Source organism: Staphylococcus sp. GDY8P131P, from assembly GCF_017891975.1.
GTDB classification, from domain to species: Bacteria; Bacillota; Bacilli; order Staphylococcales; family Staphylococcaceae; genus Staphylococcus; species Staphylococcus nepalensis.
In genome coordinates this window covers 145,773-164,677 of sequence record NZ_JAESKF010000004.1, presented here as the reverse complement: position 1 = coordinate 164,677, position 18,905 = coordinate 145,773, and the positions used below count along the sequence as shown (strand labels likewise).

Annotated in this window: 17 protein-coding genes; all 17 read right to left on the bottom strand. The window is 33.8% G+C overall.

The window, feature by feature from the left end; translation table 11 throughout:
• Nucleotides 1–89 precede the first annotated feature (89 nt).
• Complete coding sequence (locus KA894_RS05040) at nucleotides 90–1,007, bottom strand: RluA family pseudouridine synthase (protein ID WP_115342224.1); 918 nt, start codon at nucleotides 1,005–1,007, stop codon at nucleotides 90–92.
• Between the two features lie 12 nt (nucleotides 1,008–1,019).
• A complete protein-coding gene (gene lspA, locus KA894_RS05035) occupies nucleotides 1,020–1,496 on the bottom strand; it encodes a signal peptidase II (protein ID WP_096810328.1) in 477 nt (158 codons plus the stop codon).
• A gap of 137 nt (nucleotides 1,497–1,633) precedes the next feature.
• Complete coding sequence (locus KA894_RS05030; protein WP_096810329.1) at nucleotides 1,634–2,428, bottom strand: VOC family protein; 795 nt, start codon at nucleotides 2,426–2,428, stop codon at nucleotides 1,634–1,636.
• A 334-nt stretch (nucleotides 2,429–2,762) separates the two neighbouring features.
• Nucleotides 2,763–5,513: an isoleucine--tRNA ligase gene (gene ileS, locus KA894_RS05025; protein ID WP_096810330.1), complete on the bottom strand. Its 2,751-nt coding sequence runs from the start codon at nucleotides 5,511–5,513 to the stop codon at nucleotides 2,763–2,765.
• Nucleotides 5,514–5,754: 241 nt separating this feature from the next.
• A complete protein-coding gene (locus tag KA894_RS05020) occupies nucleotides 5,755–6,384 on the bottom strand; it encodes a DivIVA domain-containing protein (RefSeq protein ID WP_119487923.1) in 630 nt (209 codons plus the stop codon).
• A 143-nt stretch (nucleotides 6,385–6,527) separates the two neighbouring features.
• A complete protein-coding gene (locus tag KA894_RS05015) occupies nucleotides 6,528–7,301 on the bottom strand; it encodes a YlmH family RNA-binding protein (protein WP_115342225.1) in 774 nt (257 codons plus the stop codon).
• 118 nt (nucleotides 7,302–7,419) lie between these two features.
• Nucleotides 7,420–7,710 (bottom strand): YggT family protein, encoded by a 291-nt coding sequence (locus tag KA894_RS05010; protein ID WP_096810333.1) that lies wholly within the window; start codon nucleotides 7,708–7,710, stop codon nucleotides 7,420–7,422.
• A 12-nt stretch (nucleotides 7,711–7,722) separates the two neighbouring features.
• Nucleotides 7,723–8,316 carry a cell division protein SepF gene (locus KA894_RS05005; RefSeq protein WP_119487924.1) on the bottom strand — a complete coding sequence of 198 codons (594 nt, stop codon included), beginning with the start codon at nucleotides 8,314–8,316 and terminating at the stop codon, nucleotides 7,723–7,725.
• 5 nt (nucleotides 8,317–8,321) lie between these two features.
• A complete protein-coding gene (locus KA894_RS05000; RefSeq protein WP_119487925.1) occupies nucleotides 8,322–8,996 on the bottom strand; it encodes a YggS family pyridoxal phosphate-dependent enzyme in 675 nt (224 codons plus the stop codon).
• Nucleotides 8,997–9,014: 18 nt separating this feature from the next.
• Nucleotides 9,015–9,803 (bottom strand): peptidoglycan editing factor PgeF, encoded by a 789-nt coding sequence (pgeF, locus tag KA894_RS04995; protein ID WP_115342227.1) that lies wholly within the window; start codon nucleotides 9,801–9,803, stop codon nucleotides 9,015–9,017.
• Nucleotides 9,804–10,026: 223 nt separating this feature from the next.
• Nucleotides 10,027–11,202 carry a cell division protein FtsZ gene (gene ftsZ / locus KA894_RS04990; RefSeq protein ID WP_096810337.1) on the bottom strand — a complete coding sequence of 392 codons (1,176 nt, stop codon included), beginning with the start codon at nucleotides 11,200–11,202 and terminating at the stop codon, nucleotides 10,027–10,029.
• 29 nt (nucleotides 11,203–11,231) lie between these two features.
• Nucleotides 11,232–12,638 (bottom strand): cell division protein FtsA, encoded by a 1,407-nt coding sequence (gene ftsA, locus KA894_RS04985; RefSeq protein WP_103372924.1) that lies wholly within the window; start codon nucleotides 12,636–12,638, stop codon nucleotides 11,232–11,234.
• A 105-nt stretch (nucleotides 12,639–12,743) separates the two neighbouring features.
• Complete coding sequence (locus KA894_RS04980; RefSeq protein WP_096810339.1) at nucleotides 12,744–13,634, bottom strand: cell division protein FtsQ/DivIB; 891 nt, start codon at nucleotides 13,632–13,634, stop codon at nucleotides 12,744–12,746.
• A 15-nt stretch (nucleotides 13,635–13,649) separates the two neighbouring features.
• Nucleotides 13,650–14,999, bottom strand: coding sequence for a UDP-N-acetylmuramoyl-L-alanine--D-glutamate ligase (gene murD, locus KA894_RS04975; protein ID WP_119487927.1), 1,350 nt, complete (start codon nucleotides 14,997–14,999; stop codon nucleotides 13,650–13,652).
• Between the two features lies 1 nt (nucleotide 15,000).
• Complete coding sequence (mraY, locus tag KA894_RS04970) at nucleotides 15,001–15,966, bottom strand: phospho-N-acetylmuramoyl-pentapeptide-transferase (protein WP_096810341.1); 966 nt, start codon at nucleotides 15,964–15,966, stop codon at nucleotides 15,001–15,003.
• Nucleotides 15,967–16,172: 206 nt separating this feature from the next.
• On the bottom strand, nucleotides 16,173–18,506 hold the full coding sequence (locus KA894_RS04965; RefSeq protein ID WP_107644078.1) for a penicillin-binding protein: 2,334 nt from the start codon (nucleotides 18,504–18,506) through the stop codon (nucleotides 16,173–16,175).
• Nucleotides 18,487–18,891 (bottom strand): cell division protein FtsL, encoded by a 405-nt coding sequence (ftsL, locus tag KA894_RS04960; protein ID WP_096810343.1) that lies wholly within the window; start codon nucleotides 18,889–18,891, stop codon nucleotides 18,487–18,489. Before ftsL ends, KA894_RS04965 begins: the two co-directional genes overlap by 20 nt.
• Nucleotides 18,892–18,905: the final 14 nt, after the last annotated feature.

The window sequence follows — 18,905 nt, the reverse complement described above, 5'->3', positions numbered from 1 at the left end:
AACTATAGTAAAAACCCCTCACTATTCGTTTAGTAAGGGGTCGATTCATCATTTTTCAAATCCGAGAGGACAGAAATCTTATTTTTAATTTAATTATCTGATTTTCGTATATCATTTAATAACTGTTCAAAATCATCTGGTAATGGCGCACTTTTTTCTATATATGCCTGTGTCACAGGATGCTCAAAACCAATTACTGCAGCATGCAATGCTTGACCACCAATGTCTAGTGTTTTCTTCTGACCGTATTTTGGATCGCCGACTAAAGGGTAGCCAATATATTTCATATGCACACGAATTTGGTGTGTACGACCAGTTTCTAATTGACATTCGATTAAAGTGTAATTGTTAAAATGTTCGAGAACATTAAAATGCGTAATTGCGTCTTTGCCATCGTCCACGACTGCCATAGATTGACGATCGTTTTTATTTCTACCAATCGGTGCGTCCACAGTACCATAATCGTGTGGAATATTACCGTGAACTAATGCAATGTATTTACGCGTCACTGATTTATCTACCAATTGCTCTACTAATCCGCGATGTGCCACATCATTTTTAGCTACCATTAATAAGCCAGATGTATCTTTATCAATACGATGCACGATACCTGGGCGTATCTCCCCATTAATATCTGATAAATTTTGCATTTGATACATTAAACCGTTGACTAATGTATTCGTATAATGCCCTGCTGAAGGGTGAACAACCATACCTTTAGGTTTATAAACAACCGCTACATCATTGTCTTCATAATATATGTCAAGATTTAAATTTTCTGGTTTAATATCTGCTTCGACTACTTCTTTTTCAGTGACTACAATGCGGTCATTTAATTTTGTTTTATAATTAGATTTAATTACTTTATCATTAACTTTAACAAGCCCCTCTTTAATCCAATCTTGCATTTGGGTCCGTGACCATTCATTGTTAAATTCGGGCAACACTTTATCAATACGTTGTCCTGCGTTAACAGCGTTTTCTATTTTAAACTCATGCATCTCCATACATTACCTCTCCTATTCTTCTGTTTTCATATCTTTCAATAAAGCGATTATAATCAATAATACGCCTATAGTTAAACTGGAATCAGCTACGTTAAATATTGGAAAATTATAACTAAATATATAAGTATCTACGAAGTCTACAACTTCACCATTTAATACACGATCAATAAAGTTGCCTAGAGCGCCAGCAAACAATAAGCTTATAGCAACTTGCATTAATAAATTATGTTTCGCTTCTTTTATATAAAAAACAATAAGCACGATGAGTATGACTACAGTTATAATATAGAAAAATGCCATTTTACCACTTAAAATGCCCCACGCTGCGCCACTATTTCTATGTGAGGTGATGTTCAAAAAATTAGGAATAAGTTCAAATGAATCACCAATTTGCATTGTTTTAGTAATGATGTATTTTGTGATTTGGTCTAATATTAATATAACGATTGTTATAAATAAAGAAATACCAATATAGTACTGACGTTTCATGTCTGTACCTCCTATTTATTCTACGTGCGATCGCTTTTGATAACAACTCTCATTATATCCTAATCAAACCTATAAAAAAAGTTACAGTTTCAATAATGTTCTAACTTTTTAAAATCGTTCTTGTGCTATTTTTCATTTTAAAGCACAGAATAATAATTAAATCTAAATTGAATACCATCAGGTCCAGTTAATAATGTATGTGTCGTTTCTGGAAAATGAAAATCTACGCAAGCTAAGCCATATGTTCTGTTATTTTCTATTCTTTTTATGCTTGATAACCAATTATTAACTACAAGATGCTGATGATATCCATTTGAAGCTAAATAAACAGCACTATTCGTTTCTTCAGATGATGGTTCTAAACCAAAATAGTTTTTATAATATTGTTTGACTCTGTTGAGTCGAACCGTTTTTAAATTAATATAACCTATGATGCTTTTATCAGGAATACCTTGCCATTTATCATCTGATACATGTGTTAATAATTTAGGTACATTTAATGGCTTGGTTTCTAAAATTGCCTTTTCATTTTCAATAGACCAATCTTCAATCGGATTATCTACATAAAACTCCAAGCCATTCCCTTCAGTATCTTCCAAATATAATGAAGTTGAAATGTCGTGTTCTCCACCATTGATTGGTATTTTATATTCACTCAATTGTACAAGTAAGTCAGCTAAATCTGTTTTAGATGGTAATTTAATGGCTAAATGAAATAAACCAGCTTCTGAAATTAATGGTTCTCTGCCCATATCAATCTGGTTTAATGTTACAAAATGATTGAGATTACCAATTTCATATTGCATGGTAGAATATGACTCATTGACTACATTCAGCCCAATGATATCACCATAAAATTTCTTCATTTCTTCTTTATCTCTTACATTTAATAAGATGCCATTTACAAAATGTGCACTTTCGTTATGGAACATATTTAACACCTTTCTAATTGCTTATTGTTTCTATTATATACGAATCACTAGATTAAAAATTTTAATTTGCTCACTTAAAATAAAATTTTTCAGTTTAGATAAATTTTTAGTTAAATGCTTATATAAGCGAAAAAGAGAGTCTGAAACATAAGAAATGTCTCAGACTCATCTTTGTTATTAGCAATAGTTGTTTGGTATGAAAATAAGCTTATATCAAGCTATATTTCTTTCAAGGCATCTATGCTAGGAACATATCGAAACCTTTTTAAACACTGCGTTTTCTATCCTATTCCTCATTTCACATATTATAAAATAAATGTTATTTGAATAACACTTAAACAAGTGTTTTAACTACTGCTTGGCAACGTGGACATAGATTATCTAACTCGCCTACAGCGCCTAATGCTTCACTATAATTCCAACAACGTTCACATTTTTCACCATGTGCATGTTCAATACGGATATCTCCATATGGATATGATTCGCCATTTTCAACTTTATCTACTACTTCTGCTTGAGAAGTAATAAACAATTGCTGTAAGTCAGAAAATTGTTGTAAGAATGATGTAGCATCAAATTGATCGTTATTGCCGATAATGACTTTTGCTTCTAATGATTTTCCAATGACTTTCTCATTACGCGCAACTTCTAAAGCACGATTCACATCATCACGTAATTTCATAAATGTATTCCATTTTTCCATAAATTCGGTGTCTACTTCTACGCGTTCTGGCATACGGCTTAAATGAACACTTTCTTCCTCAACGTGTGGAATATGAGACCATACTTCTTCAGATGTATGCGCTAAAATAGGCGCTAATAATTTCGTCATATCTACTACGATTTGGTATAACACCGTTTGCATACTACGACGTTTATGTGCATTTTGCGCTTCGATATATAAAATATCTTTACCATAATCTAAATAGAAATTACTTAGTTCAACATTGATAAAGTTTTGTAATTCTTGATAAATATCTAAATAATCATAGTTATCATAGTTGTCTAATGTATGAGCAGTAAATTCGCGTAATCTATTTAATAAATATTTATCTACTTCTAATAAATCTGCTTCAGCTATTGCATCCGTTACTGGATTATAATCATTTAAGTTACCTAACATAAATCGTAATGTATTTCTAACTTTACGATATACGTCAGACGTTTGTTTTAAGATTTCATCCGAAATACGAACATCTGATAAATAATCAACACTACTTACCCAAAGACGTGCGATATCTGCACCTTTTTGTTTCACAATTTGGTCAGGCACAATAACATTACCTAATGACTTACTCATTTTTTTACCTTCCCCATCCATAACAAATCCGTGAGAAAGTAACATTTTGTATGGTGAAATGCCTCTTGTTGCAACAGAAGTTGTAATTGAAGAGTTAAACCAACCGCGATATTGGTCACTACCTTCGAGATATAAATCTGCAGGATAAGATAGTTCAGGACGTTCTTCTAATACACCGCGATGTGACGAACCTGAGTCAAACCAAACATCCATGATATCTGTCTCTTTCGTAAATTCACCATTAGGGCTACTTGGATGTGTAAATCCTTCAGGTAATAAATCTTTTGCATCGCGTTCAAACCAGACGTTTGAACCATGTTCTTGGAATAAATCTGCAACATGATTAACTGTTTCTTTAGTCATAATGATGTCGCCATTTTCTGCGTAAAATACCGGTAATGGCACGCCCCAAACACGTTGACGTGAAATGACCCATTCACCACGATCTCTTACCATGTTGTAAATACGCGTTCTGCCCCAATCAACTTTAAAGTGCGTATTTTCGATTGCATCTAAGATATCTTGACGTACTTTATCAATAGACGCAAACCATTGTGGCGTTGCACGGAAGATTACAGGTTTTTTAGTACGCCAATCATGAGGATAACTATGTGTCATAAATTCTAATTTTAATAATGAACCGTTCTCTTTTAAGAGATCCGTAATTTCTTTATTCGCTTTATCATAGAACATACCTTCAAATTGTCCGGCTTCTTCAGTAAATACGCCTTTGTCATCCACAGGACTAATAACTGGTAGATTATATTTTTGTCCAACAACAAAGTCATCTTCCCCGTGGCCAGGCGCTGTATGAACACATCCTGTACCAGCATCTGTTGTAACGTGTTGTCCGTTTATCACTAGTGAAACTCGATCAACAAATGGATGTTGCGTTTCAACGTATTCTAGTTCTTTCCCTGTGAATTCTCTTTCTAATACAATGGCATCTTCATCCCACTCTAACGCTTCAGCAACACTAGCTACTAAATCTCTGCCGATAATGTATTTTTCACCATTTACGTTATATTGACCATAAGCTAAATCTGGATGCACTGTGATTGCTACATTGGATGGTAATGTCCATGGTGTTGTAGTCCAGATTACAAATTTTGCATCTTCATCTACAATACCTTTGCCATCTTTAACATCAAATGCCACGTAGATAGAGGGTGAACGCTTATCTTGATATTCAATTTCTGCTTCTGCTAGTGAAGATTCACTGGATGGTGACCAATAAACTGGCTTTTTACCTTTATAAATAAGACCTTTGTCCGCCATTTCACCAAATAAACGAATTTGAGCAGCCTCATATTCAGGTTTTAATGTGATATATGGATTCACAAAATCACCTTTAACGCCAAGTCGTTTAAAATCTTTTTTCTGATTTTCAATTTGTTCTAATGCGAACGCTTCACATTTTCTTCTGAATTCAGCAATTGACAACTCTTTACGTTTAACACCCTTTTTAGTAAGTGCTTGCTCAATTGGTAGACCATGTGTATCCCAACCTGGAACGTAAGGTGTATAGAATCCTTGCATTGTTTTATAACGCGTAATAAAATCTTTTAGTATTTTATTTAGCGCATGCCCCATGTGTAAACTTCCATTCGCGTATGGTGGACCATCATGTAAAATATAATGTGCGTTACCTTTATTTTGTTCTAGTGCTTTTTGATAAATATTTTGAGCATCCCATTCTTCTTGGATTTTTGGTTCTTTATTTGGTAAACCTCCACGCATTGGAAACTCCGTTTTTGGCATTAATAACGTATCTTTATAATCCATTTCCTACACTCCTTATGACAATATTCTGGCTAAATTTATTTTTAACAATAAAAAGAACTCTAAGTTCAATTAACAGGGACGATATTCACCGCGTTACCACCCTGATTAACTCAACTTAGAGTTCTCTCATTGCTTATATTTGGTTAAAACACCAGTGATGTAAGAAACAAACATATATTAGGCTCACACTATCCCTAACTCGCTTTGATATATTGACTGTTTCTTACGCGTCTGCTGTTCATTATTTATTCTCTTTATCATTTGATGTTCCATCAGCTGTTGCTTGCGCATCTGCCTCTGCTGTACTATCGGCTTCTGCTCTTGCTTTCATAGCTTTTTCTTCATCAGTTAATTCATTTTCGTTTAAATGGTTAATATTTTCTTGAGTTACTTGTTCAGAATCAAGATCATAATTTAATAAATAATCCCAATCGTCATTTTTGAGTAAATCTAATTGTGCTTCTACTAACATGCGAAAACGGGATCTGAATATTTTTGATTGACGTTTCATATCCTCTGTTTGGAAAGAAAGACGACGTGCCTTTTCAACTGCATCATTGACAATGCGATCAGCTTCACTCTTAGCTTTAGCAATTGTTGCGTCAGCTTCTTTGTTTGCTGCTTCTTTTGTTTCTTCTCCAGCTTGTTTTGCTTGAATTAAAGCATCACTCACAGATTGATGTACATCTTTATAAGATTGAATATTCGTTTCTTTATCTTCGATTACTTTTTCTAATTGTGCTTTATCTTCTTTTAAACGTTCAATTTCATTGCTAAGTTGTTCTAAATAACTTTCAACTTCAGTTGGTTCCAAACCCGTTTTCACACGTGTAAATGTTTTGTTTTTTATTTCACTTGGTGTAAAAGCCATGCGTCCGTGTCCTCCTTCTATAATACACTATTTTAGTATTTCATTAAATATAATAAACAAAATTTCAATTTTTATACATTCGGTTTCATATTTTTCATTTGTTATTCATTAGATAATTTCATTTTACGTTCTATAAGTATAACTTATTTAAATAAAGTTTTGTAGGAAATACGAATTTTATCTTTTTTTGTTTTTCCACCAATATCGGTAATCATTGCTCGCCCATACCCTTGAACAGATAATAAATCGCCTTGATCTAATTGAAAATCAACTGAATCAATAATGGTATGATTGACTTTGACACGCTTTTTCTCTATTAACTGTTTACCAATAGAACGAGATTTACGAATAATTTCTTTTAATACAACATCTAATCGCAAACCGCTCACAGTCGTATCAAATGAGCGCCAATGCTCTTTTGATTGTATCATATTTTTTACAGGTATAGCATTTAGTTTGACTGTAGCGCCTTTGATTTTATTTAATTCTAACATAATATAAGATTCCAACTGTTTTGTCAAAGTAAATTGTATACGATCGTCTATCAAAATATCACCTAGTTGGTCTCTTTCAATACCTAACGACATAATAGTACCTAATATATGTTGATGCTGTAGCGTAACAAATTTTTGAGGATAATCGATTTCAAATAAACTAATCTCAAAATCTTCAGCTTCTGGTCGGAAATATTCTGGTGCGATAATAGCTCTTTGCCTCTCTGCAAAAGGCCCACCGTAAAAAGTAACTTCTAAATCTTGAAAACTGCCGACAATCACATTGAGAATATATTGTCCGCGTGGATCTAAAAAAGATGTTAAAACAGGAGCATATTGTTCATTTGCTTGCTTAGACTTATCTATAAGTTGATCTATTAATTCATGTTCTTCTTTTCTAAAATGTTGATAAATATCGATGATACTTCACCCCAAATATAATATAAAGCACCTCGCGTTTTTAACGTTAGGTGCTTGGCATTCATTTTATACATTAGTTTTCATAAAACGCTTATGTTTCAATAGTCATTTATAGAAGAGATTACGCTAAAGAATTGATTATAAAGTTAAAAATATTTGCCAATCCCATTCTAAATAAAACTAAAACAACAATCGCCACAATGGATGAAATATCAATCATGCCAATTGGCGGGATAATCTTACGGAAAGGTTCTAAAAACGGTTCATATATTTTTGTTAAAAATTGACCGAATTTATTTTCACGTGCACCCGGTAGCCATGACATAAAGAAATATACAATCATTCCATAATAATAGATTTGAACCAAGAATAAAATAAATTGAAATATATTTGCTAATAAACTTAAATCCATTATTATTTACCTCTATTCGCCTTGGTATTCCATATTTTCAATCTGGTCTGTGATACTTCCTGCAACTTCAACATTATCTGGCGTACATAAGAATATATCAGAGCCAACACGTTGAATATCTCCACCAATTGCATAAACAGTACCACTTAGAAAATCAATAATTCTTTTTGCAGACACTTTATCAATACGTTGCAAGTTTACTAAAGTTGCTCTGCGATTTTTTAATTCATCTGCAATATCTTGTGTATCTGAAAAGACACGTGGTTCAAATAAACACATTTTAGAACTTTCTTGGGCAAAGTCATAATTGTTTTGATCTTGATTATTCATGTTCACCACGTTCCTAGTATTATTTTTAGGTGCACTGTTATTCATCTGATACTTCCTTTCACTCGTTGATTGTTGTAATCTTGTTGGTTGTTTTTTGGGCACGGACTGTAATCGTTGTCTTTCTGTATTATCAGTTTGTTGGTTATTATAATTTGTCTGAGACTGTGCTTGTTGTTTATTTTGTTGATGATTCTGTTCTTCTTCTGGTGGCGCTTTTAAATCGTCATCTTCTTCTTCAACTACGAAAAAACCACTAAATAAATCTTTTAAAGCCACGGGGCTCACTCCTCTTTTCCTACAAGTTTAGTCCCAATTCTCACAAATGACGCACCTTCTTCAGCTGCTAAATGGAAGTCGTTACTCATCCCCATCGAGAGCTCAGTACACGGCGCATGATTTAAATTGAGCGCTTTAATTTCATCTCTTTTTGCTCTTAATAATTTAAATAATTTTTTAATATACGGCGCATCATCCGTAAATGGTGCCATTGTCATAAGACCAATTACTTCAATATTTTCAAATTGCTCTAAACGCTTGATAAATGTCTCAACTTCATCTAAAGCAATACCTTGTTTAGACGTTTCTCCGGAAACGTTCACTTGCACAAAACATTTCACTCTATGTTCTGCTCTTTTATTAATTTCTTTAGCTAATTTCAGACGATCTAATGCATGGAAATAATCTATCTCGTTGATGACATCTTTTACTTTTCTTGTTTGTAATGAACCGATGAAATGCATGGTAACATCGTCTGGTAAAGCTGATTTTTTTTGTTGAAAACCTTCTAAACGGTTTTCACCAAACTGTCTAATTCCTGCATTATAAGCATCCTTAGCTCGCTCTATTGTAACATACTTTGTCACTGCTATCACGTCTGGCAATGTTGAAATATTACCTTTTTTACAATGCATTTCTAACTGCTCATTAATCTGTTTTAAACTTTGTTGTACGTCCAATTTCTACACACCTCTTTGTTATTGACCAATATAAGCTAACATACGACCTGTATCGCCTTTTTCAACTCTATATGAAAAGAATAAAGATAAATCTTCTGATGTCGCATAATTTGTAATATAAATATTATCTTTTGGAACACCGTCATGCTCTAATAACATAGCATTTGCTTTTTTCAAATCAATGCCATGACGATTTTTACCTCTTGTCTCTATATACTGATGGATATCAATCGGTAAATCCTCAAACTGATGCTTGATGTCATCATTGATTTCATAAGAATTAGAGGTCGCTGGCCCAACAACAACTTTCAAATCATTTAAATCAAACGGTATATGTTTCACCATTTGATTAACAATTTGTCCAACTGTGCCTTTCCAACCTGCATGTGCTAAACCTATATATTGATGTTTTTCACTGTAAAAATAAATAGGTACACAATCTGCATAGCACATTGTAAGTAAAACGTCTTTTTCAAAGGTATAAAAACCATCTACGCCATGTAACTCATGAGTAAGACAGTCGATGTTGGCGCCTCTGTCTTCTTGATTAACTTCAACCACTCGATTTTCATGTGTTTGAATCGGAAAAACCCATTGCTCTCTTGGAAATTGAATTATAGAAGCTAATAATTCTTGATGTTTTGTAATGTTATCTTGATTATCGTCAATATATCTTGCCATATTGAATGCATTTCTTGGATAATCGCTTAATCCGTCTTCTCTTGTTGTTATACCCAATTTCACATGATTTAATTGTTCATCGTCATATTTGAGTATATGACGATCTTTGATAAATTTATCTTGCATGTTATAAACCTCCAGCTGTTCCAACACTTACTTCATTTGGGCGACTTTAAAAGTTTAAAATAGCATTTCCCCCAATGATATATATCGCTTAAATAATATGACAATCTTTTAATTCAAAAAAGTCATCAGATCTTTGGACCTGATGACATCTTTATATTTTATGTTGTCTAAATAAATATTAATAATTATGAAAAACTAACAAGAAGAAGAAGTCAATCTATTATTAACGTCTAGTTCTTCTAGAACGTCTCTCTTCTCTGTTTCTGATAAAGCTAGGAATATCATCTTCATTTGTAGTATGTGTTCTGCTTTCATTTGCATTATCTGCTGGTTGAGAAGCGCTTGATGAACTTGACGCATATGTGTCTTCTTTTCCAGAAGTATTTCCAGATGTTGCGCTGCTACCAAATCCAGTATTTGAAGCTTTGCGACCTTGAGATGAAGGTTTATCTTCAAAGCCTGTAGCAATTACAGTTACTACAATTTCATCTTGTAATTCTGGGTTAATTACAGTACCGAAGATCATGTTAACATCTTCATCAGCCGCATCTTGAACAATATCTGCTGCTTCTTGTGCCTCGAATAATGATAGTGATTCTCCACCAGTAATATTCATTAACACGCCTTGCGCACCAACGATAGAAGTTTCTAGTAATGGTGAAGAAATGGCCTTTTTAGCAGCTTCTACAGCACGGTTTTCTCCTGAAGAAACACCGATACCCATTAGAGCAGAACCTTGGTTAGACATAATTGTTTTAACGTCTGCAAAGTCAAGGTTAACTTCACCTGAAACTGCGATAAGGTCTGAAATACCTTGCACACCTTGACGTAAAACATTATCTGCTTCTTTAAATGCTTCCATCATTGGTGTAGATTTATCAACAATATCTAACAAACGGTCATTAGGGATGACGATTAATGTATCTACTGCAGCTTTCATTGATTCTACGCCAGCAGCAGCTTGCGTTTGACGTTTGCGACCTTCGAAACCGAACGGACGCGTCACAACACCAACTGTTAACGCTCCCATTTCTTTTGCAATTTTTGCTACAACCGGCGCTGCACCTGTACCAGTACCGCCACCCATTCCAGCTGTTACGAATACCATGTCAGCACCTTGAATGGCATCTTCGATTTGTTCGCGGGATTCTTCTGCAGCTTTTTTACCAATATCAGGGTTTGCACCAGCACCTAAACCACGTGTTAACTTTTCACCAATTTGGATTTTAGACTCAGCTTTAGATAAGTTTAAAGCTTGTCCATCCGTATTGATTGAAATAAATTCAACATTATTCATACCATGGTCAATCATTCGGTTAACAGCGTTATTTCCGCCGCCCCCTACACCGATGACTTTTAACGTCGCTAAATGATTAAATCCTTGTTCAAATTCTAACATTTAAATTTCCTCCTAGTTTTAGTGGCCAATCAATCGAATAGAGATTTCATAAGTTTTTTGAACTTACCTTCTTCTTTGTCTTGAGGTTTACGATCTTCGTCTTGTTCAACATTGACTTCTTCTTCGTATGCCTCAGACGCTTCTGGTTCTTCTAAATCAGAAGTTGATGTATGTGGCTCTTCTTGTTTGTTTGATTTCTTTTTGAACCAATCAAATCCGCTTGACTTCGTACTATTTTCTCGATCATTTGATTCGATGACTTCTTCTTCGAATTCTTCACTGTCATGATTATTAATTGTAACATAATCTAGTAATTCGTCGAAAGTAATGCTACTAGAAATCGTTGAAATCGCTGAAGAGAACTCAGGTTTTCTGATACCCATTTGAGATGGAGTATGAATTCTCACTTTTTCACTCACCATATCTTGTAACAATTCCTTAACACCTAATAAATTAGCTGAACCACCAGTTACAACAAAACCGCCATTCACTTTCGTTAACCCTAATTCTTGTAACACATCAAAGACATTAAAGAATATTTCTTCAACACGTGCTTCGATTATATCTGCCAAATCTTTTTGAGTGAATTGTGCTTCTTCTTCACTATTCACTTGATCAACTGTGAATACATCATGGTCAGATGCTGATTCAAAGAAAGCATGCCCGTATTGATGTTTGATTTTTTCAGCTGTTTCATATGATGTATTTAAGCCTTTCGCTATATCTTCTGTTATATCTCTTCCAGCCATTTCTATAGCATCAGCATCAACAAGCTCTCCTCGCTCATAAAATGCCAATTGTGTTACATCTTCGCCAATATCAATCACACATGCGCCAAGTTCTTTTTCAGTTGCTGAAAGAACTGAGCCATAGTTATATGCATCAGAATAAACATCTAATACATCTACACCACAAGATTCTACACATTTAATCATATTTATTAAGATTGATTTTTGAATCGCAATGACACCAGCTTCGACTTTCAAACTATGTCTTGCAATCAGTTCTTTAGGATCTGATACTTCATTATCTCCATCTACTATAAATTTAATTGGGAAAGCGTTTATAATTTCTGTTTCAGGCACGTCATTTTTTTCACGAATACCTTCAAGCACACTTTCAATATGTGTACCGTCAAGTTCTGTATCTTCATAAAATTCTATTTCATTTGATTCATCAAATACTTCAGTTCCTATGATAGGAAGTTTTAAAAATACTTCTTTCACATCGACACCTGAAGCAATAGAGGCTTTTTTAATTGTGTCTTTGACCGCTTGTTTTGCAATATCAAAGTCATCAATGAGACCGTTTTTAATCCCACTTGTGTAGGTCTGTCCTGTACCTATCACATTTATTCCATTGTGAAATTTCTCGCCTACTATCGCTTTAACGCTTGACGAACCGATATCTATACTTACATAATAATGCTCTTCCATAGATAGGCACCTCCTGACAATAACTTATTCATGTTCACACTATTAACAGTTTACAATACGTTTTGATGCTTGTGAACTATAAACACATGTATTTGTCTAAATTTTTTAATTATTTTTGTCTGATTCTTTATTAATCTTATTTAATGCACTTTGTAACTCATCTTTTGCCTTATCTTCTTCTGAATTTCCTTTATCTACATTTTGATCACTTGTTGATTTAGTCGTACTTCCTCCACTATACGGTATGAAAGATGCTCCTACTGACAAATCGATATAACCTGATTTTTTTAATTTGCCTGATTCATCGCGTTCTAGTGATTGTGACATTTGTGGGTAATACTTCATTTTATTTGCGATTGTGTTTAGATTCCCTACTATCTGAATTTCATCTGTTGTAAATAACTTAATTTGGTTTTGCAAATTTTCTTGTGGGTCATATTTTACTTCTGCAATCATACCTCTTACATTTGCAGACATTTTTGCGAGTTCTTGAATAATTTTATCTTTTTTCTCTTTTTTAAACCCTTCTAAAACCGGTCCATCATCTGTCACATTGCCATCTTCGTAATTTTCTAATTCTGTACCATCTTCAAGTATGGGCACGTATTTATCTTTCTTTTTGGTCAAGGCAACAATTTGATTCTCAGTCACTTTGACATTCAATTTATTTGGTAGTTGCTTAGTAACTTCTGCGTCCTTAATCAATTCATTTTTCTTTAAGTTTTTTATCGCTTTTGAAGTACTATAAGTATACATTCTAGAATCGTCTTTAACGTTAATTGCTTTTTCAATTGAAGTTTGAGATACATTATCATTTCCTTCAATTTTCACTGAATTAATTTTACTTAATGGAGTGAACATATAAATAAGAATGAGCAGTATCACAAACAACAATAAACCAAACACTGAATATTGAATTTGTTTTTGTTTTTTGCGACGTTTTGCTCGCTTCTCTTTTAAATATTCAGAGTCAAATTCACTTACTTTATCTGACATATATTTTCACGCCCTTTAAAGTGAAGGTAAGTGCGCTTGAAAACGTTTAATAAATCGATTTCCGCGCTCTTCAAACGTATTATATTGATCCCAACTTGCACAAGCTGGCGATAATAATACAACGTCATTAGGTTCAATAACCGATTGTACTCTATCGACTGCATCTTCTACATCTGTTGCTTTTATTACATATTTCCCTTGGTTTTCACCTAATTTCACAAATTTATCTTGTGTTTCCCCAAAGGTAACCAACACTCTGACGTTGTTCATGTATGGAATTAATTCATCAAATCCATTGCCTCTATCCAAACCGCCACACAACCAAATAATAGGTTGTTCGAATGAATTTAACGCAAACTGTGTGGCTAATGTATTAGTAGCCTTGGAATCGTTATAATATTTATTTGTTTTATTTGACCCTACATATTGCAGCCTATGTTCAATTCCTGAGAATGTTGTCAAGCTTTCAATGATTGCTCTTACAGAAACACCGGCTAATAAAGCGGCTAATACAGCAGCTAAAATATTCTCTAAATTATGTTCTCCAGGTAATACTAAATCATCTTTATGAATGAGGCGAAAACCTTTAAAGGTAATATAACCTTCTTTCACATAAATGCCATCAACCTCTTGGTGGGGCGAAAAATAATATGCTTTGGCTCTTAATGATTCGGATTCAATAAGGTGTCGCTGATGATAATTACATATTAAATAATCATTTTCTGTTTGATTTTTGTATATTTGTTTTTTCGCATTTTGATAATTTTCTAAGGTTTCATGATAGTCTAAATGGGCAGAATAAATATTCGTTATAATAGAAATATGTGGCTTATATTGGTCAATACCTAATAACTGAAACGAAGATAGTTCTGTTATTAGATAATCATTTGCCTTTACTTCTTGCGCAACTTTTGAAGCGACATAACCAATGTTTCCTGATAATTTACCAGTTATCCTACTTTTTTTAAACATATCTCCAATTAGTGACGTCACCGTTGTTTTTCCGTTTGTACCTGTGACTCCTATGATTGGCGCTTCAGAAACTAAGTAACTCAATTCTACCTCAGTAAGTATTTTCAACCCTCTGTGTTGCGCCTCTTGGATCAGAGGCACAGTGTAAGGTATGCCGGGGTTTTTGAAAATTAACGGCTCGTTATCAAGTAAAGATAATGGGTGTTGACCACCAACTACTTTGACACCCATATTTTCCAAATCAATTGCATGTGCATCTTGACTTAAGTCTTTACCATCGTTAACGACGACGTTGGCCCCCAGTCCCTGTAATAACTTAGCAGCTTCATAACCACTTTTCGCTAACCCGATTACTAATACATTTTCATCTTCTAAACCTGTATATTTCAGCAATTTAATTCACTCCAATCCATAAACCAATAAGACCTGAAATAATACCAACTGTCCAAAATACAGTAACCACTTTTCTTTCGTTCCAACCTACGAGTTCAAAATGATGATGTAACGGTGACATTTTGAAAATTCGTTTGCCTGTAAGTTTATATGATGTAACTTGAATCATCACTGATAGTGTTTCAGCTACAAATACAAAACCAATAAATATAAGAGATAATTCTTGATTTAACATAATTGAAATTGTAGCGAATATCCCACCAAGCGCTAGACTACCTGTGTCCCCCATGAATACTTTTGCAGGGTTCAGGTTAAACGGTAAGAAACCTAGCAATGCAAAAATCATAATGACACAGAATAAACCAATAGAAGTAGCACCTTGAATATAAGCCATTAACGCATACATAATAAATCCAATGATAGAAAGACCCGTTGATAGCCCATCTAATCCATCTGTTAAATTAACCGCATTTGAAAAACCTACTTGCCAAAATACTATGAAAATGACATATGCAATAGAAAGCGGAATTTCTACATCAGTAAATGGAATATGAATTCCAGTTGAAAAATCCGTTAAATTAAACACTTGGCTTAATATAAAGAAAACAACTGCAATAGCAATTTGTGCAAGGAACTTTTGTTTACTAGTTAAACCTTGGTTGTTCTTCTTAACAACGATGATATAGTCATCAATAAAACCGATTAAACCAAAACCAATAGTTACAAATAACAATAATATTATTGGATTTGCATTATCCATAAAGATAATAGCTAATATAGAAGTGATGATAATACTTAATAAAAAAGTCAATCCTCCCATAGTTGGTGTACCCGTTTTTTTCATATGACTTTGAGGACCTTCTTCTCTAATGCTTTGTCCAAATTTCATTCTTTTAAGTGTTGGTATCAAAACAGGGACTAATATAAATGTTATTAGTAATGCAATGATTGCTAGTAAATAAACCATATTATGCTCCTTTAAATATTAAATTGGATTAATTTCGTTAATGCTTAGTGCAGCTTATATATTATGTAACGAGATAGCAGTATTATCGGTTAAACAGACGCACAATACCACTGTTATTACCGATAACCTATCATACTACCTCGTGCTAATTTCAAATTAAATATTTTAACATGTTTTTTAATTGAAGTCAGACATCAAGAAAGTATTTATTCATTTTGACTGTCACTACTTGAATCAGAAGTTTTTGAATCATCACTGGATTTGTCTTCTGATTTATCTTTTGATTCATTCTTATCATCTTTGTTCGAATCGTCTTTATCATCATCTTCAGAGTCATTGTTGGATGACGAGCTTGAAGACTCACCATTGACTTTTTCGGCAGTGAAGGTTACTTCAATCTTATCGTTTTTGCTAACTTTTTGACCTTTTGCTTCTGATTGTTCTGAAACAAAACCACTACCTTTAGTTGTGATTTTTGTATTAGTTAATGTCTCAAATGCAAGTACTTCTTCTTTCGTCCAACCAGTCATGTCTGGCATAGTGATATCTCCATCAGTTAATAGTAAAACTTTGCTGTTTGGCAGTACTTCTTTATCTGATGTTACAGATTGTTTTACAACCTTATCACCACTTCCAATCACAATTGGTTCAAGTGACTTACTATTCATCTTGTCTTGTGCTTTTTGGGTTTCCTGACCTTGTACATCTGGTACTTTACTATATTTAACATCAGAGCCATCTTTTGAATCCTTTTCCCCTACATTTAAATATTTTAAAGTATTTTCCATAATTGGGTTGAAAGCCTTACTTACACCCATTTCATATGCTTCTTGATCATTTTTTTGAGCTAAACTCATGCCCGCATAAACAATGACTTCAGGGTCATCTTTAGGCGCATCACCAATAAAACTTACAAAGTATGGATTTTCACCTTCAACATAACCACCATTGTCAGAATCCGCCACTTGTGCTGTACCTGTTTTACCAGCAACATCATAACCATCTATTTGATAGTTTTTAGCGTGGCTATCTTCACTATTAACTACTTTATCTAATTCAGTTCGCACTTTCTTAGCTGTATCTTTTGTAATAGGTTTTCCTGCGTATTCCTTCTTACCTTTATAAAAAGTATCTTTAGTAACAGGATTACTTACGCTGTCAACGAACCACGGTTGAAGCATATTCCCATCATTATGAAAAGCTGACTGTGCACGTAACATTTGTACTGGTGTTACTGTTGTAGACTGACCAAATGCAGAGGTTTTTTGCTGTGCTTCATTATCCCAAGCAATATCACCAGTTGCTTCACCATCAAACATACTATTTGTAGATTTACCAAAGCCGAATTTTTCATACCATTCTTTCATCTTATCTGAACCAACTAAATCTTGTAAGTGCATCATAAGTGTGTTGGATGAATATGTGAAACCAAGTGACATTGAAATTTCACCCCAACCTACTTTGTTCCAGTCAGATATTTTAGACCCCATAACTTCTCGAGGTTCGGCTGTATATTTTTTATCTGGTTTAAATTTACCTTCTTGGATTGCTGCTGCTAAACCATAAGATTTAAATGTTGAACCAGGTTCATACGTATTTTGATATAAATCGTTAGCCCATTTTTTACCAAAGTCTTTACCTGTTTCTGGGTTAAATGTTGGTCTTTGACTGAACGCAAGTATTTCACCAGTCTTAGCATCCATCACGACAGCAAATAAATCTTTCGGTTTATAGTGCTCAACCATGCCATCAAGTGCTTCTTCTACGAACACTTGTATATTGGAATCAAGTGTTAAATGAACATCATCTCCACGTTTAGGCATTTTTTCTTTTTTAGTATTCGGGGCAATATAACCCCAAATATCATGAATATAAGATAAGGCACCTTTTTGACCCGAAAGATAACTATCAAAGATTTTCTCAACACCTAACGCACCTTTTAATTCTCCACTGTCAGGGTCTTTTTGAGCGATACCTAGTAAATGTGATGCAAAGTTTCCATTAGGATAAAATCTTTCAGTCTCTGGATATAACATCACACCAGGAAGATTCATTTTCTCAATTTTTTCTTTTTCTTGGTACGTTAAATCTGTACCTTTTTGACCAAATTCAACCTGAAATGCTTTTTTGTTATTTAATTTTTCTTCAATATCTTTGGCCGACATATCTATAACAGTAGCAAGTTTTTTAGCGGTTTCTTTTTTATCCTTTACGTGTTTAGGTTTGTCGCTACCTTCACTTGCTTTTTTATCTACTACAGCGACCACTTTATACCTTTCAACATCTTCAGCTAAAACTTTGCCGTTCCTATCATAAATCTTTCCTCTTTCTGGTTGTTGTTGACTATTTACTAAGTACTTTTCATTTGCTTTCATAATTAAATCTTCACCAGAAGAGTGTCCTGTCAACATAATATATGAATATCTTAAAACCAACGTAAAAAAGAGCAGTCCAAATCCAAGGATGAGTAGGACTGCCCCTATTTTACTTTTTTTGATTGAAAATTTTGGCTTTTTTAATTTAATTCTTCGCTTCGCCATTATTACGCACTACCTTTACATTATCGTTCTTAAGGCTCATTCCATCATTTTTTGCCTTTTCGTAAATGCGTTCATATGAGGAGTTCTTTTTAATTTCAGATTCTATTGCACTGTTTTCACTTGATTGTTTTTCAATTTTTGTATCTAAATCTGCAATTTTTTCTCGAGTTTCATACGCATCCATTTTTAAAGATAGCATATAAATACTTATTAAAGCAATTACTGTTATAAGTCCTATGTATAACATCTTTTCAAACTTAGTTAGCTTAACAATTACTTTACGCTTGACTGTCTTGGGATGTCTCTCTGGGCGGGTCGATGGTTGTGATTCTGGAATATGCTGCTCCGCTCCATTATATGGTTGGTATATCTTCTCTACTGCCACTCAATATTCACTCC